This is a genomic window from Neochlamydia sp. TUME1 (genome assembly GCF_000813645.1).
Lineage (GTDB): Bacteria > Chlamydiota > Chlamydiia > Chlamydiales > Parachlamydiaceae > Neochlamydia.
In genome coordinates, this window is record NZ_JRXI01000194.1 from 1 (window position 1) to 24210 (window position 24210).

Below are 24210 nucleotides of genomic sequence, written 5' to 3' on the forward strand. Positions count from 1 at the left end.
CTAGCGCTTTAAGCAAAGCCCTCGAAAACAATACTTCGCTTACTGAACTAGACCTTTCAGGGAATGAGATAGGCTATGAAGGTACTAGCGCTTTAAGCAAAGCCCTCGAAACCAATACTTCGCTCACTAAACTAGACCTTTCAGGGAATGAGATAGGCTATGAAGGTACTAGCGCTTTAAGCAAAGCCCTCGAAACCAATATTTCGCTCACTAAGTTAAACCTTAGTTCTAATAAGATAGGCAAGGAGGGCGCTAGCGCTTTGAGCAAAGCCCTCCAAACCAATAATTCGCTTACCCTACTAATTCTTAACGACAATCAGATAGGCTATGAAGGTACTAGCGCTCTAGGTAAAGCCCTAGAAACCAATATTTCGCTCACTGTACTAAACCTTAAAGGCAATGAGATAGGTTTTGAAGGCGTTAGTGCTTTAGCTAAAGCCCTAGAAATCAATCATTCGCTTAGTGCACTAGATCTTTACAACAGTGAGATAGCCTATGAAGTTGCTAGCCCTTTAGCTAAAGCCGAAGCCGCTAGGGCTTTAGCTAAAGCCGAAGGCGCTAGCGTTTTAGCTAAAGCCCTAGAAACCAATAATTCGCTCACTGCACTAAATCTTTACAACCATGAGATAGGCAATGAAGGTGCTAGCGCTTTAGGCAAAGCCCTAGAAACGAATACCTCGCTCACTCAGTTAAACCTTAGATCTAATAGGATAGGCTATGACGGCTTTAGCGCTCTAGCTAAAGCACTTGAAACGAATATTTCGCTCACTGAACTAAATCTAAGCGGGAAGAATTTCATAAGTTATGAAGCTATTAAGGCTTTAGCTAAAGCCTTAGAAACCAATACTTCGCTCACTTCTCTGGGCCTATCTTGGAATATTAATAGCAAAAACCCAACATTAGCTTTTATCCGTGAATCTTTAAGAAAAAATCAAACGCAGCGGCAACCATTGGAAGGGCAAAAATTTCAAGCAGCTTCTTTGGCAAAAAAATTGAATTCTAGCCATGATAAGAAAGCGCTAAAGCACGAGGTAAATTATTTACCTCAGGCTGATCATACTCTTTCTACAGAAAATTTCCTTCCAGGTGAAAGAAGGGTTTTGGATTCTCTTTCTGCTGATTCTGTTTCCTTACTTGCTTTGCAGCTATGGAATGTGCTCAATGGCTATTTTGCATCAAGCGACTTTCAAGAAGCAAATGATGAAATCAAGAGAACGACAGCTCATTTTCAAATTCAGCTATTAGATCTTCAGCATTGCGATTATTCTCTATTTAGCCAACAAAAGCTTCAGCAGGCTCAAAGTTATTTGATCAATATTTCCTCTTACCTAGCTCACAAAAAGATTATTTCACCCGATTATTTGCTTACTGGGAAAAAAGAAAATAAGGAATGAAAACCTTTATTCTAATCGAGACAAGGGCCGTTTAACAAAAACACCCTTTTTATACCTTAAATAAACTGTTTAGATTAATCAAGTGAATTATAACTTTTTAAGTTTAGCGTATTTAGCGACAATACTTCTTTCGCGATTATCTTTAGAAAAAAAGATTTTGTAGGTAAGGCCTAGAGAACTTTGATAAACCTCACGGATGATCCCTATCCCAAACTCTTGATGAAAGATAGCAGCTCCTACTTCATAGTGATCAAACGGCTGATCCGCGCCTTCATTTATGCTTGGTTCGCGCTTTTCTTCCGGATAGGCTTTAGGTCTAAAAGTTGGAAGGGGCGATTGATGAATACGTTCTAAGTATTCTCTGGGCACCTCACGCATAAAACGACTAGGGAGCTGATGCCGTGCCATGCCCCACATATATCTATATTGGGAGTGTGTTAAATATAAACATTCTTTGGCACGCGTCATTCCTACATAGAAAAGACGTCGTTCTTCTTCTAAAGCCTCAAGCTTATCTTTAGAATTAACATGAGGAAATAAATCCTCTTCGATTCCCACTAAAAAAACGACTTTAAATTCTAATCCCTTTCCATTGTGAATGGTCATTAAGCTTACGCGATCTTTCTTGGTATCGGCCTCGTCTAGGCTAGACTTTAAGGTAAGCTCTTCTAAGAAAGCCCTTAAAGTCGCGTCGACAGCGGTTTGTTCCCATTCAATTGCTTTGGTAATTAAAGCATCCAAATTCCCTTTACGATCTTCAAAAGACTCGGGATCCTCAGCTAAAAATTGAAGATAGTCGGTCTCATCTATGGCAGCCCGCACTAATTCTTGTAAGGAAGCTGATTTAGCCACTTCTCGCAAACGATAGATAATCCCTAAATATTGCTTTAAAGCTTCTTTTTGCTTAGTAGCTAGCTTAATAGGATGCTGCAGAACTTTATCTTCAGCAATAGCTTCGCAATAAGCTAAAATTGACAATTGCTCTTTCGAGGCTGCTAGGCGAATTTTTTCTAAAGTAGCTGCTCCTATTCCTCTGCGAGGGATATTGAGGCTCCTTAAAAAAGAAATATAATCGGTCCCTGAATAAACCATACGCAAGAAAGATAAAATATCTTTAATTTCGCGTCTTTGGTAAAAAGATAAACCTCCTACAATCACATAGGGGATCTGGCGATATAGAAAATAATCTTCAAAAGCGCGTGATTGATTATTGGTGCGATAAAACACTACGATTTCATTATAGGGAATGCCTTGCTCACGATGCTGGCGAATTTTATCGGCTACAAAATCCGCTTCATCACGCTCAGTATCGCTAGCATAAAACTTTATTTTTTCTCCTTTACCTAAATCACTCCACAGCTGTTTTTCATAGCGATTGGCATTATGAGCAATCACAGCATTCGCCGCTTCTAAAATATTGCTACAACTACGATAGTTTTGTTGTAGACGAAAGATCTGAGCGCCGGGATAATCTTTTTCAAAATTTAAAATATTATTAATGTTGGCTCCCCGCCAGGAATAGATAGATTGATCCGGGTCCCCTACCACAAATAAATTGCCGTGCTTTTGCACTAAATAATTTAAAATTTTATATTGAGCTTCATTGGTATCTTGATATTCATCGATAGATAAAAATGTCCATCGATCCTGGTATTGTTCACGCTTATCGGGATGTTCTTGAAAAAGCCTTACTACCAAAAAAAGAAGATCATCAAAATCTACGGCGTTATAATGTTTTAACTTAGTTTGGTAGAGAGAATAAACACGAGAAAGATATTCCTCGGCCGGTGAAGACATATAACTTACTTTAATATCTTCCGGCCTTTGCAAAGCATTTTTAGCTTTTGAAATCAATCCTCGAAAGGTCTTAGTATCCATCTTTTTATCTTTAATTTCCAACTCCGCTAGGCAAGCTTGAAGCACTTTATGGATGTCTTCTTCATCATAAATGGTAAAGTCACGCTCATATCCTAAAGCTTGGATAGATTCACGTAAAATTCTGGCTCCTAAACTATGAAAAGTACATAGAAGAGGGGCTTGCCTTCCTACTAAGATGCGAATACGCTCGCGCATTTCTTCAGCAGCTTTATTAGTAAAAGTTAAACCTAGGATTTGAGAAGTTGGGACTCCCATTTCAATTAAAGAGGCTATACGCGAAGTAACAACCCGTGTTTTTCCCGAACCTGCTCCTGCTAATACCAGAATAGGGCCTTCAATAGCATTCACTGCCCCAAGTTGCTCTTCATTTAGCTGAGATAATAAAGTCATAAGAAGTTAAGCCTTAAACAAGGTAAAGATTATGAATTTTATAAGTATAAATCATTTATTTCTAGAGATCTTCTTAAAATTCGCTTTTTAAGTAAAAATTATTCAACGTTCTTTTTGCTAGCCGTGTAAATCTTTTGCTCATAATAGGTTTTAATTTTTTTCCCTTCCTTAAGTTTTTTTGCAGAAATCTTGAAATAGAAGCGCTAGTGATGTAAATATAGCGGGTAAACAAAGGCTTCTTACATGCAACGTCGCGAATGCCATGGAATTTCATGGCTTGAATTTGAACTTTTAGCGCCTTTTAAAAATCTTACTCATGGCATCCTTTTACGTCATGGAGGATATAGTACAGATTTGTTTGCAAGCTTAAATATGGGCTTTAGCTTGCAAAACCTCCTGGAAAATAAAAATGTTAAGCTTAATCGCGAAAAAGTAAAAAAGATTTTTGCTTTTAAAAACCTTTACGACTGCCAATTAGAACACGCTGATAAAATTGTAGAAATTACTCATAAAAATAAAGGTTTAAGGCCTACCTGTGACGCTTTATCAACTGTATTGCACGATACAGTGTTAATGATTACCCATGCAGATTGCCAAGCCACCATTTTTTACGATCCTGTTCAACAAGCTATCGCCAATGTCCATGCGGGTTGGAAGGGAAATGTACAAAATATTTATGGCAAAACTGTAAATTTCATGAAGCACCATTATGGATCTTTTCCCGATAATTTACATGTCTGTATTTCTCCTAGCTTAGGGCCTTACGATGCTGAATTTATTCATTATCGTCAGGAACTGCCTCCAGCCTTCTGGGAATTTCAAATGAGTCCATGCTATTTTGATCTATGGACGATTGCTAAAAATCAACTTATGCAAGCAGGCGTCTTAGAACATCATATTCAGATTGCACAAATAAGTAACTTTTCTCATCCGGAAGATTATTTTTCTTATCGTCGGGAGAAAATTACAGGCCGCCATGGAACGTTTGTGGCCATAAAGTCCTCTTAGGCTTTTAAAATTAAGATGAATGGTAGCTAGGGATTGAGTAGCAGGAAATATTTATTTAATTTGATACTCAGCCATCTTATTTCTTATCTTGGGCGGCCTTGCAATGTCTACCACCGGTCGTTCTCCGTCTATGAAAGTATAAAATCCGAAAAAAACGCCTTTAGCTTTTAGATAGGCTCCCTCCCTTATTCAATTATCCTTATAAGAGCGTATCCAAGTAAAAAGAGAAGCATGATTAAAGCCATCTTTAACCTTTTGGGAAGAGAATATAAAAAAGAATGACTTAATGGTTAAACTTAACAAAAAAGCAGAGATTAGCTGCAGTTTTTCTCACAAAACTTTTGTGGATCTAATTCCACTGTTTCTATCAATAGGGTCGATGTAACAATAGGCCATAACCTGCCAAAAGTTTTGTGGTTTTTATACAAAGCTAGCAAAGATTTTTTTATACTCTTTAAAAGACTGGATTTATCGATGCCCTCATGCTCAAAATGGTGATAAACGGCTTGATAGCAATCTTCCTTTAAACTTAGAGCCTTTTGCTGGAGTTCGCGTGCTCTTGTTTTTACTCGTTTATTCTTTAAGCCATATTTCCTTGCTAAGCTTTCGATAGGTACAGGACATTTGCTAAAAATAGTTCGTATAGATTGACGAAAAAAGATTAAAACTTTTCTATTTTGGCTAGCTTGAAGTAAGGGTTCAATGATATGCTGATAAACAGGAAGGTTTCCTTGGGCAGCTATAAAGACTATTTCTTCTAATCCTATTGAATCTAAATACCCAGAAGGAATGCAATCCTTAGTGGATTTTAATCGGCCTTTTCCATCGAATTTAAAATATTCAACATTTAGATAACGAGGAGTATTTTTTTCTTCTACAAAAAAACGAATGAGCAAACGCAAAGGTTCGGCATAGGCTCTATTCATCTTCGACAACTTACTTTTCCTATGGGTATGCCAGGCAATGCTTTCTAAAGAAGTGGGAAGGTTTTCTACGATTGCATATCTTCCTTTAGGATCTATATACTTAAATTGAGGAGTGGCAAGAGCCCAAAAAAATTCTTCCGACCTTAAAAGCTTGCTATATTCAAAACATAGCTTATTAGGCCCTACTACAAAAAGAACCTTTTCATATTTTTGAGAAGTATAGGGTTTAAAGATTTCGAAAACTTTATAAAGATTAGGTAATTGAGTGGTCTCATGGCCTTTAAGGGAATCCCCCAGTTCAAATAAATGTTCCTGGTTTTTCTTATCCCTAAAATAAAAAGGTTGATTAGCTTTGATAAGCTTACAACCTTGCTGCAGCCCTTCACGCCATTGCAAATGCTTTAAATCAAATTTTTCTAAAAGAAAGCAACCTTCTTTAATTAAAGTCTTCTCTAGTGAAATTAAATCAGCTCCTATATCTTCCTTCCGATAATGAGGGAGGCTGAGGATAAGACTTTTCATGCCCTCATGAAACAATTCAATTTCAAATTTTCCCTGTTGTTTTGCTTGGTGGATTCTTTTTATAAACTTTAACAGCGATTTTTGCTCTTTAGCTGCAACTTGTGAGGGTTGCTGGATCGGCTCTTTGCAAATTACCTTTTGAAAAATGTGAAAGGGAAGCTCTCCTGCCGTCATTCCTTCTAGAGCCATAATTTTCACCTGCTTTCTTAAAGATTTAAAAGAAGTTTTATCATAAAAAGGTTTATCTTTTTTATCATAAATTTCAGGAAAATGAGCATGTAGAAAGGTATTTAATTTCTGGCTTTTTTCTGAACGCACCAATTCTATTAAAGGGTAAGTAGCTTGGTAAAATAGCTGAATTTGCTCTCTGGCATTATTGACTAAAGGAAGAGCAGCATGGTTTTTATTATTTGCAAAGCGAGCATTTAAATACTCCTGATAAGTGCTATCGAGGAGGCGGTAGCGAAATTTTTCAAGCCCTTGATAAATGGTATGGGTAGCTTTTATAGCCGCCTTAAGTTTTTTTTCAAAAAAAGCACTGCCCACCAAAAGGTTTGCAAAAAAATAGATCAAGCGAAGAATCCTACCTCTCCAGCCTGCAGAAGGACAGTAAAGCTTATTTCCCCATAAAGAGGGGACTAGATGGATAATTTCTTGATTAGAATGCGCGGCTGCATAAATATTTTGAAAGTTATGGGAAATTAACTCTAACGACTGCTCAGGTAGTTTGGGTCCACTCACACAATTATTCCCATTTTTTAAAACGGCATCAATAGTGCTGCCTCAATTTTTGGTCTATTTTAAAAGCATGCCACTATTCATGAATAAATGAAAATTTGATCCTACTCATTGAGGTATTCAAAACCGCGCTTAGGAGCAGGGAGGCTATCTTTGTATTCTTTCTCAGCCTCTTTCTCTATAAGAGCAATTTCTTTGCTTTTATTATAAGTTTCTATACGATTGCACCACTGATCATTTTGTGTATTTTTAACATCGAAGTCATAATAATAAACCATCCCATTTTCCAGTGCCATCCACCCCACATATTTTGAATCCCCGTATAGTCCCCAAAAACTTTGGAAGTCCACATGAATCAAAAGATTTTCAGCAGAAAAATTAGGAGCTAGACGAGAAGAAGTTAGGGGATTGGATTTTAGATTCTGTAAAAGCTCTTCTACCACATCCACGAGTTGAGCTCGTGCTTGGTAGAGTTCTAGAATATTTTGGGTACGAAAATTTAAGCAAAGGCGATGAACACTGTCGGTGCTGTTATAATAAGCCCAGGCATCATCTAAATACCAGTGATGCTGATGAGCTAAACGGGTTGCTTGACGTATGGCTGCCCGCGTAAAAGCATCTGAACTATAATCTTTACTTATAGGTGACTGAGCTTGCGAACGTTGAGGGCCTTTACAAGCAGCTAGAGCAGTTAATAAAAGGCAGAGGGTCAAAAAAATTCTCATAAATAAACCAAGCTAATTTCTTAAAATACGCATATTATTTGTTTAAAAGATATTTGAAAAGAAAAACATGTTGTTCATCTTCCATCTTCTGTTGAGTTGTCTCAATAGATAGTTTAATATAATTTATTTACTTACCTTACCGCTTTTAAGCTATTTTTGTGGAACAATAATTTAGATACCATTTCACAAACTGAGGAATTCCGTCCTCAAGCGTGGTTTTAGGCAAAAATCCTAATATCTGTTGGCTCGCCTGTATATCAGCATAAGTTTCTAAAACATCCCCCGGCTGCATAGGTACAAATATCTTTTCAGCTTTTTTGCCTACAGTTTCCTCAATGATTTCTACCATTTTTAAAAGATCTACCGGCTGATGATTACCAAGATTAAAAATTTCATTTTTGCCTTCCCGATCTATAGAAGATTTAATACCTTGGACAATATCGTCTATATAGGTAAAGTCCCTTCTCATTTTGCCATGGTTAAAAATATGGATAGGTTTTCCCTCAAGGATAGACTTAGTGAATTGGAAGTAAGCCATGTCGGGGCGTCCCCAGGGGCCATATACAGTAAAAAAGCGCAATCCTGTAATAGGTACTCGATATAAATGATAATAAGTAGAAGCCATGAGTTCGTTAGCTTTTTTTGTCACCCCATAGAGGCTAGCCTGATGATCCGTTCGATCTTCTATAGAGAAAGGTATCTTTTGGTTCAATCCATAAACGGAAGAAGAGGAAGCATATACTAATTGAAGGCCTGGAAATTGACGGCAAGTTTCTAAAACATTTAGGAAGCCTTCAATATTTGCCTTCACATAAGCTTGAGGATTTTCCAAAGAGTAACGTACTCCTGCTTGTGCCGCTAAATGAATAAGATGGCTAATTTGATGGTGGGCAATTAGCTCGTATAAAAAGTTGGCATCGGTGATGTCCCCTTCAAGCAAAGCAATCCCCTGTTTTTCTAGCTCTTTAGCCCGTGCTCTTTTGAGCAAGGGGTCATAATAATCATTAAAATTATCTATACCAATAACATGATCCCCGCGCTTTTTCAAAGCTTTGGCCAAGTGAAAGCCTATGAAGCCAGCAGCACCAGTAATTAAAACATGTTTCATCAAAATCTCTTGTTAGATCATAATTATAAAAGAGCAAATAGCGAATAAAATTTTTGCAATCCCCACATTTTATAGCAGATCCCAATTGTATGGCAAATCCTTCTCCATCTATCATCGCAGCCTTCGACTTCGACGGAACTTTAACCTACCGCGATTCTCTTTTACCCTTTTTAAATTTTGTAGTCGGTTCAGCTCTTAAAAGAAAAAATCTTTGTTTAGAAAGCTTTCATTTTTTCCAATATCTTCTAGGATATCTCTCCCGCCAACAACTCAAAGAAGCTTTGCTTACTCGTTTTTTAAAGGGAAAAGAACGCCATGAGATAAAAATGTATGCCGAGAGATATGCTAAAGAAATTTTACCTACACTCCTTCGGCCTCAGGCTATAGAAAGAATTCGTTGGCATAAAAATCAAGGACATCGTTGCGTTTTAATAAGTGCTAATCTTGATATTTACTTAAAACCCTGGGGGCAAGCGGTAGGTTTTGATAATATCATTGCTTCGCGTGTAGCTTTTTCGCCTCAAGGTTATCTCACAGGATACTTACAAGGATTAAATTGCCGAGGAGCGGAAAAGGTTCGCCGTTTAATAGAGGAAGAAGGCCCTACAAAAAACTATATTTTGTACGCTTATGGGGATAGCCAGGGAGATCAGGAGCTATTACAGTGCGCTAACTTTTCCTTTTATCGCCGATTAAATTAAGTAAGATAATGATGGCAAATTCCTCTAAAAAAGATCTGATGGAAAGTAATTTTGAGGGCTTAATTCCTGGACCTGCTGAAAGTGATCAATCCTTTACTGAGAGAGTAGCCTATTGCTTGAATTTAAACAGTCAGATTACTCAAGAGCTGTCGCAAGAATTTCCCTTTGCTGTAGAAGAATCTCCACGTTCTGCCAATATTTTAAAAGAAGGGTGCCAAGAAATACAAAAGCTCTATGATATATTTCCTACGTGGGTGCCTCTTTTCTTTAGTAATTACAAATTACTTCCCTGGCATGGCGGATGCACATGGATTTTTCAACAGACAGATGATTATCCGGCTTATCCTTTCCTGCAGCTAAGGAAGAATTTACAAAATTCTACTTATTATGGGAAATTTTATACCCGTAAGGAATTAATAGCTCATGAATTGTCGCACATAGGGCGGATGAGGTTTGAAGAGCCTATATTTGAAGAAATTTTAGCTTACCGCTCTTCACCGTCACGCTTTAGAAGGTTTTTTGGACCCATCGTTCAAACCTCCACTGAAAGCTTAATTTTTGTTTTTCTTCTTGTTTTGGTTGTTGCTTTAGATATCTTAACCCTTGAGCAGGAAAGTAAAACTTTTTTCTATCTTTCTAAATTAGGACAATTATTCCTTATAAGCTCGCTTCTATATGCTTTAATACGTTTATGTTTTCGACAGTACCAATTTAAAGTAGCCCTTAAAAACTTGCGACAGCTCGTTTTAAATAAAACCGCTGCCGATGCCATTATTTATCGACTTACCGATGCAGAAATTATTAATTTTAGCCGTTTATCCCCTAAAGAAATTTACGCTTATGCTTATGAAAGAAAAGATAGTTCGTTACGGTGGACACTTATCTACACAGCTTATCTAAGCAAACACCGTCTTTCTGATCATTACGATGGCTATCTTTATCATAATACCCCTCCCACGAAGCGCTCTTTTAAAGATTTTATTCATTGGATGTGGGAAAGTAAGCCTAGAAAATGGCCTGAAAGCATTCCTATAAGCCAGCTTGCCAAACCTCTTACACAGATAAATGATGATCACCTTAGGCTTACCTTTGTTAATCATGCTACTATACTGATTCAGTGGGGAAATATTAATATACTTACCGATCCAATTTGGTCTAAACGTTGCAGTCCATTCTCTTGGATGGGACCTAAAAGAGTGCACTCACCGGGTATATGCTTTGAAGATTTGCCTCCTATTCATCTCGTGCTTCTGAGTCATAATCACTACGATCACATGGATATACCTACCCTGCGCCGAATACAAGCCCAGCATCACCCTAAATTCATCACCGGATTAGGTAATAAAAACTATCTCAAGAAAAAAGGCTTGAAAGACATCGATGAACTTGATTGGTGGGAAGCAATCAAAGCAAACAACTTTGAGATCATCTTTACACCCGCTAGACATTTTAGCATGCGAAATCTCTTTAATAAAAATAAGACCCTTTGGGGAGGTTTTATCATCAGGAAAGACCTAGAGTGGATTTATTTTGCAGGAGATACAGGCTATGCGCAGGTTTTTGAGAAAATTAAAGCTAGATTTGGCTCTCCTCGGATTTCTTTATTGCCTATTGGAGCCTACGAACCACGCTGGTTTATGGAGCCTTTTCATATGTCTCCTTCTGATGCCGTCCAAGCACATATAGATTTAGCTTCTAAAAAAAGTATTGCTATACATTTTGGAACCTTTCGACTTTCCGATGAAGCTATTGATGATCCGGAAAAACAGCTTAAAATGGCCTTAAAATTTTATCGCCTCGCTGAAGAAGACTTTATCGTGCTCAAGCCTGGCAAAACATATCAAGGATAAGTATGTATCATTCCCCTATCGGTATCCTTCTTGTCAATTTAGGTACCCCTGACTCTCCTCAACCCAAAGATGTGTATAAATATTTGGTCGAATTTCTAACCGATGAGAGGGTAATAGACCTTCCTTGGCTACAACGGCAGCTACTTGTAAGAGGCATTATCATTCCTGCACGCTACAAACAATCGGCTAGATCCTATCAAAACATTTGGACGGCTGAGGGATCACCTTTGATGGTATATGGGAAAAGAGTAAGAGACGCCTTACTAAAAGCTTTAGGTGATAATTTTTATGTAGAGCTGGCGATGCGCTATCGAAATCCTTCCTTAGAAAAGAAGCTGTTGCTGCTTTTAAACAAAGGAATTAAACAACTGATTATCCTCCCTCTATTTCCTCAATATGCTTCAGCATCTACGGGATCAGTTTATCAAAAAAGCATGGAAATTTTAAAAAACCAGATATCTTTACCTAAAATTACATTTATTAACTCCTTTGCTGACCACCCTGCTGTCATCCAGGCCTTTTGCCATGTTGCTCTTAAGAATAACCTAGCAGAATACGATCATTTCTTGTTCAGTTTTCATGGACTTCCCCAGAGGCAAGTAATAAAAGCTGATAAAAATAATTACTGTTTAAAGTCACAAAACTGCTGCCAACAGGCTTGCCAAGAAAACGTTGATTGTTACTCGGCTCAGTGCCATCTTACGGCCCATGCAATCATAGGACAACTCAATCTGCCTACTGAAAAGACTAGCTTAGCTTTTCAGTCACGCCTAGGCAAAGATCCATGGCTAGAACCTTTTACCCCTCATGTGATCAAAGAGCTTGCTAGGCAAAATAAAAAGAAAATCTTGGTGTTTTGTCCCTCCTTTGTGTGTGATTGCCTAGAAACTACCTTTGAAATTGGCGTAGAGTATGCGGAAGAATTTAAGAAAATGGGAGGGGAACGCTTAGATATTGTTCAAGGGCTTAATGATGAAACTGCATGGATAAAAGCTCTTGAAAAAATAGTAAGGGAAAACAGCTCGCAATTTTAAAATACTTTCCATGATAAATCTTGCTAAGGTAAGAAGCCATTCTTACTTTTTTTTGCAAAAAAGCGATAATCGCGGAAGCTGTGAGAGCATTTATTAAATACAGGACTCTAAAAAATTTAAAAAAATAGGAGTTTTAAAGCTAGAGCCTATAAAGGCTAACACTTTTTTAATGCTATAGGCTTTAAAAAACTTTGTCTATCCTTGAAAAGAAATCCAATCTCTCACAGCTATCCCTGCTAGTTAATAAGCACGACTTTTTAAATACATGATTGCGCAAGAACAAAAGCCTATTGAAACGGGATTCTATTCTTCTTTTTTTCTTCTTTTTAACGAAGATGGTGGAGAAGAGTCTGCTGGATAGGGAATCTCTTTTTCCTCTTTCTGGCTTTTATCAATCCTAGACTTTCTTTTCTTAGACTCTAAGGGGATAATTTCTTCCATTAAAATCTCAGGCGTTGCTTGCTTTTTTTCTTCTTTTATTTCTTCTGCTGCCCCATCAGCAATTAATTTTCCTTCAATATCAAAGAAATCAATCACTGTATTACCAATCAGTAATTGCCGTCCGTTAGGAGAAAAACTTAAATTGTCATTACAAGGCAGAGATATAAAATAGAGAGGGGTCTTTTCTTGCCCCTTCCACCATATCCTCTTCCTGTTAACCTGCCAGAGAGCGCACCATTCAGAATTGCCAGAGACTATCCACTGTCCATCTGGAGAATAAGTTATTTTATTAAGACTCTCTCCAATCTCTTCTGCCTCATATTTATACACCTTGCCGGTAGGTAAGTGATAAACATCAAAGCCAGGTTTTTGCGAAGGTTCTTCTGCAAAGCTTATGGCAAGCGATTCTCCATCCGGAGAATATGCTAGGCAGAGGATCGGCTTGGGGGGAATTGTTAAGATCCTCTGGTTTTCCTTAAGTGCGTCAAGTTCGCATATGCCAAGCTTACCAAGCTTCAACAAAAAAGCTCCTGCTTTTTTATCAGGAGATAAAGCAAAGGGGCCAATAAACTTAAATGACGAGTCATGCCCGCATGATGCATCCTCCCGCTTAACTGTAGCGGATGATGTGGGCCCCATAGCCCAAAAATAAGCCCTATTTACGCCCGGCTCTATAACAACCATTGAATTATCACCGTTAGGCAAAAAACCTATCTTCTTAACAGGAGCCCTAACTTTACCTCTAAAAGTGGTGAGATATTTTCCCGTATTCATATCCCATAGGCGGATATCACAATCCAACGATCCTGTAGCCACTAACCAGCCGTACTCATCTTGCAACCGATGAAAGAAAGCTGCGCTGCAAACTTCTTTAAGATGACCCTTCAAGGAAGATTTACATATCCACTTGTTTGATTCCAGTTTCCATAAGCGAGCTGTACAGTCGGCAGAAGTAGTGGCTAGCCAATTTCCATCCTCAGAAAAAGTTATACTAGTGATAAGACCTGTATGGCCCTCAAGGATTTGATGGCGCTTTCCATTAAAAGCATTCCATACATGAGCTGTATTGTCTTTAGCGCTACTTACAATCCATTGGCTATCAGGAGAGAATACCGCTTTTCCACTCCCTTCTACATCCTCAAATTCGATAAATTTCACAAAACGTTTACATTCTACGTTTACGTGATAAGCAGCTTGGTTTCCATACATGGAATGAGTATATTTACCGTGGGACAAAGGCGGCAAAAAAGGAAATTTTTTAAGAACCAAGGGATGCCATAATAAGGGATCGGAGGCTAATTGGCTCCATTGTCTGGACACTTGCCGGCTAAATGCTAAATCTTTAGCAGGTAAATAAGAAAAGATTTTTATCCATACTTCATCAGGCATCTTAGAAATAGCCCAAGAATCTATATTTTGCGAAATTTCTACAGTACTTGGAGAAAAGGCTGGCGAGATATTATTAATCATTACAAACTCCTTTTGTTAAGGATTAAGCTTTAGAACAATTATTTATTAACTTAAACAATAACATATTAACTATGCGATTAATTAATTTCAATTTTTATTTATAAAAAAAAGATAATCAGGAATTAAAAAATATTTTTTTTTAATTTTTACGACAAAAAAAATTAAGCATTTTTTATCTATGAAGTAATTAATTTTATTTTCCTAGATGTCCACTTTTATCCTTAAAGCCCATCCCTATCATCTTAAATCTATACCGAGCGTTTAAAAATAAGGTTGCAGATTTTTCTCAAGGGCCACGTCGCATGCGAATAGTCTTACCCTCGTTTTCTAAGCTTTTTAGGACGTAAGGATTCTAAAGCCTAGCCTTGTATCTCTGTTAATTCCTTAAATCATACTAGCATCATAGCTTCCTTTTTACAAAGGACAGAGGGTCATATAAAGTTAATAATAAAAACACCTGTGTGAGATACATTCAACGTTCTTAGCTATTTATTTGTGGATTAATAAGCTCCCTTAAAAGAGCAGCTTCTTGCCGAACAAACAGGGTTTTTTAATCAACTTAGAAAAATTAATTCATTATTTATTTAAAAATTTTAAAATTCCTTGAAGAAATAGTAAGAATATATAAAGCTGGTAATACGACTAAGGTGAGTAAAGTGGAGCTAATAAGACCACCAATGACTACGGTGGCTAAAGGTTTCTGCACTTCAGCTCCTGCCCCTTGTGCTAATGCCATAGGCAAAAACCCTAATGCTGCCACTAGAGCTGTCACGATAACTGGCCGAAAGCGTGCTATGGACCCCTTTAAGATTGCTTCCTTAGCTGAAGCTTCCTCTAAAATCCATTGATTGATGCAATTTATAAGCACTAAACTATTTAATATGGCAATGCCCGAAAGAGCAATAAATCCGATTGCTGCTGAAATGGAAAAAAGTATGCCTCGCCACCATAAAGCTATGATGCCACCAGTAAAAGCTAGGGGAATAGCACTAAAAACTAAAAAAGCTTGCCGAATCGAATGAAAGGCTACATAAAGCAGAATAAAAATTAAAAGAAATGCTGCTGGTACTACTATCAATAAACGCTTTTTTGCGGCTATTAAATTTTCAAATTGGCCTCCCCATTCTATCCAATAGCCGGCAGGGATTTTAACTTCTTCACTAATCTTCTTTCTGGCTACCTCTACAAAAGTAGACATATCAGCACCTCTTATATTAGCCTGAATTATTACTACCCTTTTTCCATTTTCTCTCCTAATTTGATTCAAACCTGTTGTGATATCTAAATTAGCCACTTCACTTAAAGGAATATAAGGAAAAACAATTTTTTTATTCGCTTTACTGGTAGTGAGCGGCAAACGTATCGGCAACCTTGATAAAGCTAGCAAGTCATTTCTTAACTTTTCAGGCAATCTAACAATAATATCATAATGCCGATCTCCTTCAAAAAGGGTTCCTGCTTTTCCACCCCCAATTGCCACTCCAACCATTTCTAGAACTTCTTTCATATTCAGATGATAACGGCTTAAAATGTTTCTATTTATATTAATTTCTAAAGTAGGTAGCCCATCAGTTTTATCTACCGTAACATCGGCCGCCCCTGGTAATTTTTGCATGACCTGAGCAATAGCCTCGGCAGTTTTTTTTAACACTTTATAGTCATCCCCATAGACTTTCACTGCTAAATCACTTCTTACCCCTGCTATTAGCTCATTAAAGCGCATTTCCACAGGTTGGGTAAACTCATAAATATTACCAGGGAGCTTTTTTAGCCTAGTCTCTATAGCCTTTACAAGATCTTCTTTATTTCGCTTAGCATCTGGCCATTCCGGACGAGGTTTAAGAATGACAAAAGTATCTGAGGCATAGGGAGGCATGGGATCGGATGCCATTTCAGCGGTACCGGTTTTTGAATAAACATAAGCCACTTCATCAAATTTATTAATTACTTTTTCTATTTGTAGCTGCATGGAAGTAGCTTGAGTTAAAGAAGTGCTAGGAATTCTTGAAACCTGAATGGCTAAATCCTGCTCATCTAATGTGGGAATAAACTCTTGCCCAAGAAAACTAAATAAAATTAAGGCTGCTGCCACCATGAAGATGGCGATGGTAGCAACTAGATAAGGAAAGCTAAGGACCCTCCAAAGAAGACGCTCATAAGCTTTTTTAGCTGTGGAAATAAAGAAATTTTCTCTTTCGTGTAGGGGTTTGGTGATCCAAATAGCTACCATAGCAGGCACAAATGTCAAAGACAAAACAAATGCGCTTATTAGAGCAAAAAGCACTGTTAATGCCATAGGATGAAACATCTTTCCTTCTACCCCTGATAAAGTCAATATAGGAAGATAGACTGCGATAATAATCGCTTGCCCATAAACAGAGGGCTGTATCATTTCTTTGCTAGCTTGCATCACTTCTTCTAAACGCTCTTCTAGCTGCAAGCTTTTTCCCTGTGCCTTTTGCTTTTCCCCTAAACGCCTTAAGCAATTTTCCACAATGATAACAGCTCCATCAATAATCAGCCCAAAATCAAGCGCGCCTAAGCTCATCAAATTGCCGCTAATTTTAGCTTGAACCATTCCTATAGCAGTTATTAACATAGAAATAGGAATCACTAAAGCAGTGATCAAAGCAGCACGAAAATTTCCTAGGAAAATGAATAATATTACGATAACTAAAAGAGCACCTTCTATTAAATTCCTAGCTACAGTCTGAATAGTCGTATCTATTAATTTGCTTCTACTCAAAACAGGTTGGGCAATAACCCCGAGGGGTAAGGTTGTATTGATCCATTGTAATTTTTCCCTTACCGCTTCTGCTACGCTACGGCTATTTTCGCCAATTAGCATCAGTGCCGTGCCGATCACTACTTCTTTACCATCTTTACTAGCACTACCACTACGTAGCTCTTTTCCAATGCTTACCTCTGCCACATCATGAATAAAAACCGGCATGTCTTCACGCATGGCAACCACAATATTTCCAATATTTTCTTGGTTTTCTATTCTTCCATCGACTTTAACAATCAATGATTCTCCGCCGCGTTCAATGTAACCGGCTCCTCCATTAAGGTTGTTTTCTTCAATAGCGGTAAGTAGATCTTGTAAGCTAATATCAAAAGCCATCATTTTCTCAGGACTGGGCTCCACATGATATTGGCGAATAAAGCCTCCCTGTGCATCCACACCCGCTATTCCTTTAACAGCTTTAATTTGAGGGGTTATTATCCAATCTTGAACCGTACGCAAGTAAGAAGCTAATTCCACATCAGTCTTAAGTAATTGTCCCTCCGGAGTTAAATAACTTCCGTCTGCATGCCACCCTAGGCCTGCCTCCTGCTGCTTAGATTGTCTCATTTCAGGACTGTAATCTACTGACCACATAAAGACTTCGCTCAAGCCTGTGGAAATAGGTCCCATTTTAGATTCAGCCTCAGCTGGTAAAATGTTTCGAACATCCATTAGCTTTTCATTAATTTGCTGTCTAGCAAAGTAGATATTTACCTGATCGTGGAATATAGCTGTTATCTGAGAAAATCCATTACGTGAAAGAGAACGTGTACTCTCAAGTCCTGGGATGCCGCTTAAGGCAGATTCTATAGGGAAAGTCACTCTTTTTTCTACCTCCATAGGTGTCAGCCCTATAGCCAGGGTATTAATTTGCACCTGATTGTTAGTAATATCGGGTACAGCATCCATAGGAAGATTTTTTAAAGCAGATATACCTAAAAGCATGGCACAAGCAGTAGCTGCGAGGATGAGATAACGATAAGCAATAGAAAAATTTAGGATTTTTTCAATCATTTTTAATAGCCTTCTTTCCATCCTCTGCTTTTAAAATAAAAGTATGAGTAGCTGCATAAGGAGTGCCCTGTTTTATTCCTGAAAGGATTTCTACATAAGTGGGATCAGATCTTCCTATCTTTACTTCCCGTTTTTCAAATCCTTGGGAATGGGCGATAAAAAGGACAGTTTTTCCTTCAATAACTTGAATAGCCTCTTTAAGCACAGCTATAGGCACTTCCACCTCTTCGGCTATAACTTCTACTCGAGCATACGAGCCTGGGTACCATTTTCTAGATTGATTAGCTAATAAAGCTATAGCTGTTCCACTACGGGTCTGTTTATCAAGAATAGGACTAAGATAGATGATTTCTGCTAAATCAGAAAATTTCTCTTCCTTTAAAAGAGCCACCTGAACTTTGTCCCCTAGCTTAAGGTAGGGAAGATCTTGCGCATAGACTCCTATCTGTACCCATACGGTATCTAGATCAGCAATTTTAAAAGCTTCCTGACCTGCATTTAGCGATGAACCTAAATTGATAATTTTGCTAGTTACCATTCCATTTAAGGAAGACTTAATCTGATAGCTAAATAAGTCACAGCTCTCTTCTTGAGCCAGTTGTTTTACATCTTTTTTGCTCATTCCTAAGAGGTAGAGTTGCTGCTCTGCCAACTCTTGTTTGACACAAGCATCTTCTGCGGTTAAAAATGCTTGAAGATAAGCTTGTTCAGATGTTACATTCTTTTCTTTAAGAATAGCTTCAGCTTTAAAAGCTTGTTGTGCTAAGGAGGAACGCTTCAGCAAGGTAAGATAAGCAGCTTTAAAATTTGCCATTGGCCTGCTTTGTAAGACAGCTAATGTTTCCCCCTTGCTTACATAATCTCCCACATTTTTGCTAATATGGCTTACTACCCCCGAAACTCTAGCTACAATGATGGCTTGCTGTTGCTCATTGATAACAATTTGAGCTGGCGCCCCAAAGGTTTTTCGCAATATGCTAGGAGAAGCTTTTAATATCTCAATTTCTGCCTCTATCATTTGTTCATTATTTAAAGAGACAAAGTTGGAAAGTTCAGGCTTAAATTCCTGGCTTGCTGCCAAATACTGTTGAAAAACTAATCCTATATATAAAAAAATTCTTTTGCTCATTTGCATCTCCTTAAGTCAAACCTTTTAAGGCCCCTGCGTATTTGCATAACCCACCCTTACTAATCGATTAAGCTCTACTTTTCTTTGATGATAATCCACTAAAGCATGCATATACTTGTCATGCACATCAAAAAGGGTACGTTGGGCGTCTAGCATTTCAAGGTAATCACTTTTTCCTTGCAAATATTCCTGTTTAGCACCCTCAAAAGCAGCTATAGCTATAGGCAAAACATCATTTTTATATAATAGCCCCTCTTGGTAGGAAGTGAGAAGTTGCGCGTACTCAGCTTCTAATTGCAGGCGTACTTGCAAGTTGTCTTTATTTCTTTTGTTATGAAGCTGGTTTAATAAATGCTTGGCTTTAGAAATGTTACCCTGATTTCTATCCCATATCGGGATAGCCATGGAAAATCCAAGCAATAGTCCCTCTCCATCCTCACCAGAGTTGACATATCCTGCGGTAACTACGAGGTTAGGAATACGTTGCGCTTTTTCACTCGCAATCATGAGGTCAGCATTTGCTATCTGCAGCTCCCATTGTTTCGTTGCAATATTATCATTTTGCTCAGCAATAAAGGCAGCAAGATCCTCAACTAAAGTAATTTCTAAAAGGTTATAATCCACAGAAGTAAAGTCAGGACGACTATCTCCCCAAATCAAAGCGAGCTTTTTCTTAGAATTTTCAAAATTATTGCGAGCTTTTTCTAAAGCTAGATGAGCGGTTAATACTGATAACTTAGCTTTCTTTCCTTCTAAGGAAGATATTTTTCCTCCTTCAACTTTTGCAGAAGTGGAAAAAAGCACTTCTTGGGCACTTAGTTGGAGTTCTTGAGCGAAACGCAAATATTCTTGCGCAGCAGCCACCTCAATAAAAGCTTTTTCTACCTGGCAACTTGCCTCTAACTTTATGACTTCTATTTCTTTGAAGGCTAATGATGTTTGGAGCCCAGCAGTCTGTTTTCGAAGATGTCTTTTACCCCCTAATTCAATAGCTTGCGATAAATTGCAAGAAAACCCTCGATCTCCCGCCCTTTTTTTCTCCTTCCCAATTAAATTAGCTTTATCAATTTCTACAGAGACGACGGGATTTGGCAGAAAATTTGCCTGATATTCCTCAGCCTGTCTAACTTTCCATGTGGTGTCAACGATGGCTACGGCAGGAGAATAAGTTAAAGCTCGCTGGGTAGCCTCATCTAAAGTTAGTAACCTTGCTTCCATTAGCAAAGGCCACAGGTAAAAGTAAAGCACTAAACTTAATTTGGGGAACTTAGACAATCTCATAGGGATTTACAAGAGTATGTGTTAAAATTTTTCCGCTGGTGTGATTACCTGCTATAGGATTTTTGAAGAATACCTTCAAGTAAAAAAATTAACTACCACTTTTTTTTTATTTTAAATAAAACTAACAGAAATAATTCTGTTATTATTTATTCATTATTATGCTATAATCTACACTTATTAATAAAAAAGGGTTTAATTATGGATAATAATAAAAAAATAAATATCCCTAACTATCATTTTAGAGATCTTTTAGTGGCTCAAGAAGCAGTAGCCCCTAAAGTTTATGGTACTATTCCTTCTTCTTGCTCATCTAAAACCCATGAGTGTGCCCTAGCATCTTTTAAAATTCGTATTTCATCTTCCCTTAAAGTATTAAAAAGGAATATTACCCTTGGTTGGGAAGTCTTCGTATCGATTATAAAAGAAGGTTTTACTAAGCTTTTACAGTTAATATCTGACCTGGCTCACCGCATTCTGCATATAAGACGACTCTCCTATCATGGGCTTTTAGAAAGTGTGGCAACCATAGAGAATTCACAAACAGATTGGAGCCTTAACCTAGCGCTGTTGAAGAATTCCTATAAGAAAACACAGGATCCACAATTAAAGAAACAAATCGAGTTCATGGCCACCAATTATCTGGAAAAATCTGCCCCTATTTATCTTAACATGATGAAATTATTACAAAGAAAAATTGGCGTATTATTTCAGGTGGGACCTTATACGAATTATCATTACCATCGCATGGGATTTCGGCAAAATCCAGGACTAGGAGCAGAAATTAATAAAAATTTAGCATTTACCCATAAGAGTCCTCTCATTCTTACCGATACTACCGAGGTTACTCAATTTTTTCCTTTAAACTTTCATGTGATTGATAGTGCAATTTCAGAAGCTGAGTGGGAAACTACACTCACTCAAGCCTTAAATGCACATTTTTCCAAGTTTGCCAAAGAACCACGCCAAGCTTTTTCACAAGCGATGAATGTAAGCTTATTAGTGGATTTAACTTCTTCTTTGGAAGATTTAGTTAAAACTAATGGAAAAAAAGAAAAGGAAGAAGCTTTTGAAAAGAAATTGGATTCAATACGTACAAGCCTTAATTGCTCATTTGATAGGTCCATTGAAAAATTTAGAATGCAGCATCCTGAATTGAGTAAAATTTCTACAAGTAAATTTAAAAAATTATTGCAACAAAATAGCACCTGCATTTGCAGACTAACGCTTGACGAAATTGCGGGCATTAAAGTTTTACCACTCTTTACCGACTTAAAAGGTAAAAAAATTCTTCAAAAGCATCCTGCCTTTTTAGATTTTATTGAGCAAACCGGCTTGTATATCGGCGCTATTAACATGCGTAAACATATTCTTAATGGCTTTAATATTAGACCCGATATTAAATACCCTATTAAAGGCCCTGATGCTAAAGATATTCCTAACAAAGATGTTTATTTTCCTGATAAGCTTGATTTAACTAAGCTAGCACTCTTTGACAGATTCTTAGCAAAAGTTTCCTCTCCAGAGATGCATGCTTACTCTCCTCATCTAGCTATTTTAGGCGAATCTACCTTACATCTTTTAAAGGGTCTACTTAATGAAATCAGCGATAAGCAGTGGAAAAAATTTCAAGGACATCCAATAAAACGTGAAATCATTCAAACCTCATTGTTTAAAATAAAAGAGCATCTGGCCACAGCAGAACTTTTTATGGACGATTATAGTAAATATGCGCAAGAAATTGAGCTGGTTCATTGTGAAATTGCCAATCTTTTAGTGCTTACAGCCCCTTTTGAAGAAAAAGCATTTCCTACTATTTTGCCAGAACAGTTAACAAGCGTTCCAGAAGAACTGCGCCCTTTGATAAAAGCAGGCCTAGGTAAGACGGCGGTCAACGTATTCGCTGGAATCAATGCGGCTTTATTAAACCTGAATCCTTACCCTACCCGAGTATTTAGTACAGGCTTTTATTATGAGCAAGCAAGCTTTATAGGCAACGACCAACGTATTGAGAACGCTTTGCAAGATAGTAGCTTAAAGCAAATTGATCTATACGCATGCCAATTTAATCCTAATATTGAAATTGATGCTGATCATACTCACTATGCGATAAGAGATATCAAGAAAGATATCCGACAGATATTATCGCAAAAAAACGAAAATAAGCAACTTACTGTAGCGGTCGATTGCACAATCGATTATATTAATTCTCCTAAAGTCCAAGATTTGCTTGCCACCTTCCAGGAAGAGATAAAAGACGGTAAGTTAAACTTTGTCTTTTTCCGTAGTGGACAGAAATTTGATATGTTTGGAATGGATAACTACTATGGATCTCCATTTTACATGGTTAATAATGGAAAAGCTCCCTGGGATGCCTTTAATTCCTTAACTGAAGACATTGCCCATAAAACGGATCAACTAAGCCTTCAATGGTTCTCTCTTGCTTATAAGTATACGACTGAGCAAATGGATAGTTATCGATTGGCTATTTTTAAAAATACTAGGGAAATTCTTGATGGTGTTCCCCCACTCCTTCAGCCTTTAGGCAAAGAGAGTAGCCAGAAGATACGCATTAGCACCGCAGATCCAGAGATGGAATGTTCCTTTATCGATATAAAACTCATAGGAAAAGGCCATGCCCTAAAAAGTAGGGCGATTATGGGGCTTTTCTACAGAAAATGCTTAGCGAAAGGGATAAAGGTACATTCCCGCGCTAGCTTTGGGTTTTATCACCCTAATTGCATCATTATTTCCGTTAATGCAGAAGAAGGCTCTAGCACTATAAGAATAAATCCAGGCTTAAATCCTGAAGAAAATCAGGTGATTGCAGGATTCATTAAAGAGCTAGTCAATGATGCTCGCCTGTAGAAATTTATGACTAGCTAGCTCCCTTATAAAGTTGTCACCCTCTGGTAGAGATGTGCACTTATAGGCTTTAAAAAAATTAAGCCTGCACACCCAATCCTCTAAAAGCTGTCTCTTTAATTAAAGAGAGACTTTGATAGAGTGTGCGATTGTATAAGGAGTAGCTAAAAAGCCTATTCTTCTTGAGCGTTTATGAGAAAAAATAACAAACAATCCATCGATGCAATGTACAAGAAAATTAAAAAAAAGCTTAAGCAGGATGCTTAGAAAGAGGCAAAAAGAGAAGAAATTGCTAAAACAGCTTTTCCGCCTTCTGTAGAGAAAATTTATCAACAGGTAATCATGGCTTTTGCGAGGCCGAAAGTTTTTCTATATCCTTAAAAATCCTTTTAGCCTAGGACCGAGCAAGAATTGCTCATTTTCTTTAAGTTCAGGACGCACTTTTCAATGACAACAAAGGCATCTGTTTGTCACTAGATCGATTGGATGTAGCAAGGGCTTAATTTCAAGAAGTTTGATCTGCTGCCAAGAAAAAACTTATCAGCCGCATGCATAAAAAGTAACAGTGTGGACAACCTTCTACACTACGAACCTCATACGAGATAACTGCCCTAGCAGGTAACAACTCGCGGTTGGCCCCAGGATGATAAGGTCGATTTTCTGCTTGAGGTAATGATGAACAGCTAGCTTCTTGATCCGTCGTAAGTGGCTTGGAACTATTCTTAGAATTTTGATTAAGCTGTTCTTCTAACTGAGCAATGCGCGCTTTCAAGTTTGTTGATTACCTTTTCCTGTCTATATTTACCCAAGGCTTTTAGCTGAGCATTTTCAGACCTTAGCTCTACATTTTCTTTAAATAGTTTTTCGTGTGAAGGTTACATACTATTTACATGGATGCTTAAGTAAATATTAACTCTAGAAATTATTTTGTTTATCAGGTATCTATTGATA

At 37.6% G+C, this 24210-nt stretch carries 14 protein-coding genes and 1 pseudogene; 6 read left to right on the forward strand and 9 right to left on the reverse strand.

Features of this window, described 5'->3' with window-relative positions:
• Positions 1-1394 (forward strand): annotated as a pseudogene (locus DB41_RS10930) (hypothetical protein); the annotation flags it as partial.
• An 87-nt stretch (positions 1395-1481) separates the two neighbouring features.
• On the opposite strand, the gene DB41_RS08835 reads toward DB41_RS10930, so the two are convergent.
• Entirely contained in the window at positions 1482-3662 is a 2181-nt protein-coding gene (locus DB41_RS08835) for an ATP-dependent helicase (protein ID WP_039386433.1), read from the reverse strand.
• 243 nt (positions 3663-3905) lie between these two features.
• Here DB41_RS08835 and DB41_RS08840 point away from each other — a divergent pair, with 243 nt between their 5' ends.
• Positions 3906-4670 (forward strand): polyphenol oxidase family protein, encoded by a 765-nt coding sequence (locus DB41_RS08840; RefSeq protein WP_039386434.1) that lies wholly within the window; start codon positions 3906-3908, stop codon positions 4668-4670.
• Positions 4671-4984: 314 nt separating this feature from the next.
• Here the strand turns inward: DB41_RS08840 and DB41_RS08845 are convergent, their stop codons facing one another.
• The 3 genes from DB41_RS08845 to DB41_RS08855 all read right to left on the reverse strand — a co-directional run bounded on the left by DB41_RS08845 (position 4985) and on the right by DB41_RS08855 (position 8689).
• A complete protein-coding gene (locus DB41_RS08845) occupies positions 4985-6859 on the reverse strand; it encodes a hypothetical protein (RefSeq protein WP_039386436.1) in 1875 nt (624 codons plus the stop codon).
• Positions 6860-6960: 101 nt separating this feature from the next.
• Positions 6961-7581 carry a hypothetical protein gene (locus DB41_RS08850; RefSeq protein ID WP_039386437.1) on the reverse strand — a complete coding sequence of 207 codons (621 nt, stop codon included), beginning with the start codon at positions 7579-7581 and terminating at the stop codon, positions 6961-6963.
• A gap of 145 nt (positions 7582-7726) precedes the next feature.
• A complete protein-coding gene (locus DB41_RS08855; protein WP_039386438.1) occupies positions 7727-8689 on the reverse strand; it encodes an SDR family NAD(P)-dependent oxidoreductase in 963 nt (320 codons plus the stop codon).
• Positions 8690-8778: 89 nt separating this feature from the next.
• Here DB41_RS08855 and DB41_RS08860 point away from each other — a divergent pair, with 89 nt between their 5' ends.
• Genes DB41_RS08860 through hemH form a run of 3 tightly spaced genes read left to right on the forward strand, consistent with a single transcriptional unit; the run spans position 8779 to position 12274 of the window.
• On the forward strand, positions 8779-9390 hold the full coding sequence (locus DB41_RS08860) for an HAD-IB family hydrolase (protein WP_039386440.1): 612 nt from the start codon (positions 8779-8781) through the stop codon (positions 9388-9390).
• An 11-nt stretch (positions 9391-9401) separates the two neighbouring features.
• Positions 9402-11240: an MBL fold metallo-hydrolase gene (locus DB41_RS11745; protein ID WP_162180945.1), complete on the forward strand. Its 1839-nt coding sequence runs from the start codon at positions 9402-9404 to the stop codon at positions 11238-11240.
• Positions 11241-11242: 2 nt separating this feature from the next.
• Positions 11243-12274 carry a ferrochelatase gene (gene hemH, locus DB41_RS08870; RefSeq protein ID WP_039386441.1) on the forward strand — a complete coding sequence of 344 codons (1032 nt, stop codon included), beginning with the start codon at positions 11243-11245 and terminating at the stop codon, positions 12272-12274.
• Between the two features lie 303 nt (positions 12275-12577).
• On the opposite strand, the gene DB41_RS08875 is transcribed toward hemH, so the two are convergent.
• From DB41_RS08875 to DB41_RS08890, 4 genes are all read right to left on the reverse strand, one after another.
• Positions 12578-14185 carry an F-box/WD40 repeat-containing protein gene (locus DB41_RS08875; RefSeq protein WP_039386443.1) on the reverse strand — a complete coding sequence of 536 codons (1608 nt, stop codon included), beginning with the start codon at positions 14183-14185 and terminating at the stop codon, positions 12578-12580.
• Between the two features lie 580 nt (positions 14186-14765).
• The gene (locus DB41_RS08880; protein WP_039386452.1) at positions 14766-17987 is read right to left on the reverse strand and encodes an efflux RND transporter permease subunit; all 3222 of its coding nucleotides are present in this window, start codon (positions 17985-17987) and stop codon (positions 14766-14768) included.
• Positions 17980-19116, reverse strand: a complete 1137-nt coding sequence (locus DB41_RS08885; protein WP_039386445.1) for an efflux RND transporter periplasmic adaptor subunit — start codon at positions 19114-19116, stop codon at positions 17980-17982. The genes DB41_RS08880 and DB41_RS08885 overlap by 8 nt, the downstream gene beginning before the upstream one ends.
• Positions 19117-19140: 24 nt before the next feature.
• Positions 19141-20334, reverse strand: a complete 1194-nt coding sequence (locus DB41_RS08890; RefSeq protein WP_039386447.1) for a TolC family protein — start codon at positions 20332-20334, stop codon at positions 19141-19143.
• 261 nt (positions 20335-20595) lie between these two features.
• Here DB41_RS08890 and DB41_RS08895 point away from each other — a divergent pair, with 261 nt between their 5' ends.
• A complete protein-coding gene (locus DB41_RS08895) occupies positions 20596-23262 on the forward strand; it encodes a hypothetical protein (RefSeq protein ID WP_052244065.1) in 2667 nt (888 codons plus the stop codon).
• 502 nt (positions 23263-23764) lie between these two features.
• Here the strand turns inward: DB41_RS08895 and DB41_RS08900 are convergent.
• A complete protein-coding gene (locus tag DB41_RS08900; RefSeq protein WP_039386448.1) occupies positions 23765-24031 on the reverse strand; it encodes a DUF6444 domain-containing protein in 267 nt (88 codons plus the stop codon).
• Between the last annotated feature and the right edge of the window lie 179 nt (positions 24032-24210).

What these genes read in the sequence shown, in the direction of transcription:
- DB41_RS08835 (WP_039386433.1), bottom strand. Translation starts at nt 3,662, where the DNA reads ATGACTTTATTATCTCAGCTAAATGAAGAGCAACTTGGGGCAGTGAAT.
- DB41_RS08840 (WP_039386434.1), top strand. Translation starts at nt 3,906, where the DNA reads ATGCAACGTCGCGAATGCCATGGAATTTCATGGCTTGAATTTGAACTT.
- DB41_RS08850 (WP_039386437.1), bottom strand. Translation starts at nt 7,581, where the DNA reads ATGAGAATTTTTTTGACCCTCTGCCTTTTATTAACTGCTCTAGCTGCT.
- DB41_RS08855 (WP_039386438.1), bottom strand. Translation starts at nt 8,689, where the DNA reads ATGAAACATGTTTTAATTACTGGTGCTGCTGGCTTCATAGGCTTTCAC.
- DB41_RS08860 (WP_039386440.1), top strand. Translation starts at nt 8,779, where the DNA reads ATGGCAAATCCTTCTCCATCTATCATCGCAGCCTTCGACTTCGACGGA.
- DB41_RS11745 (WP_162180945.1), top strand. Translation starts at nt 9,402, where the DNA reads ATGGCAAATTCCTCTAAAAAAGATCTGATGGAAAGTAATTTTGAGGGC.
- hemH (WP_039386441.1), top strand. Translation starts at nt 11,243, where the DNA reads ATGTATCATTCCCCTATCGGTATCCTTCTTGTCAATTTAGGTACCCCT.
- DB41_RS08875 (WP_039386443.1), bottom strand. Translation starts at nt 14,185, where the DNA reads ATGATTAATAATATCTCGCCAGCCTTTTCTCCAAGTACTGTAGAAATT.
- DB41_RS08880 (WP_039386452.1), bottom strand. Translation starts at nt 17,987, where the DNA reads ATGATTGAAAAAATCCTAAATTTTTCTATTGCTTATCGTTATCTCATC.
- DB41_RS08885 (WP_039386445.1), bottom strand. Translation starts at nt 19,116, where the DNA reads ATGAGCAAAAGAATTTTTTTATATATAGGATTAGTTTTTCAACAGTAT.
- DB41_RS08890 (WP_039386447.1), bottom strand. Translation starts at nt 20,334, where the DNA reads ATGGAAGCAAGGTTACTAACTTTAGATGAGGCTACCCAGCGAGCTTTA.
- DB41_RS08895 (WP_052244065.1), top strand. Translation starts at nt 20,596, where the DNA reads ATGGATAATAATAAAAAAATAAATATCCCTAACTATCATTTTAGAGAT.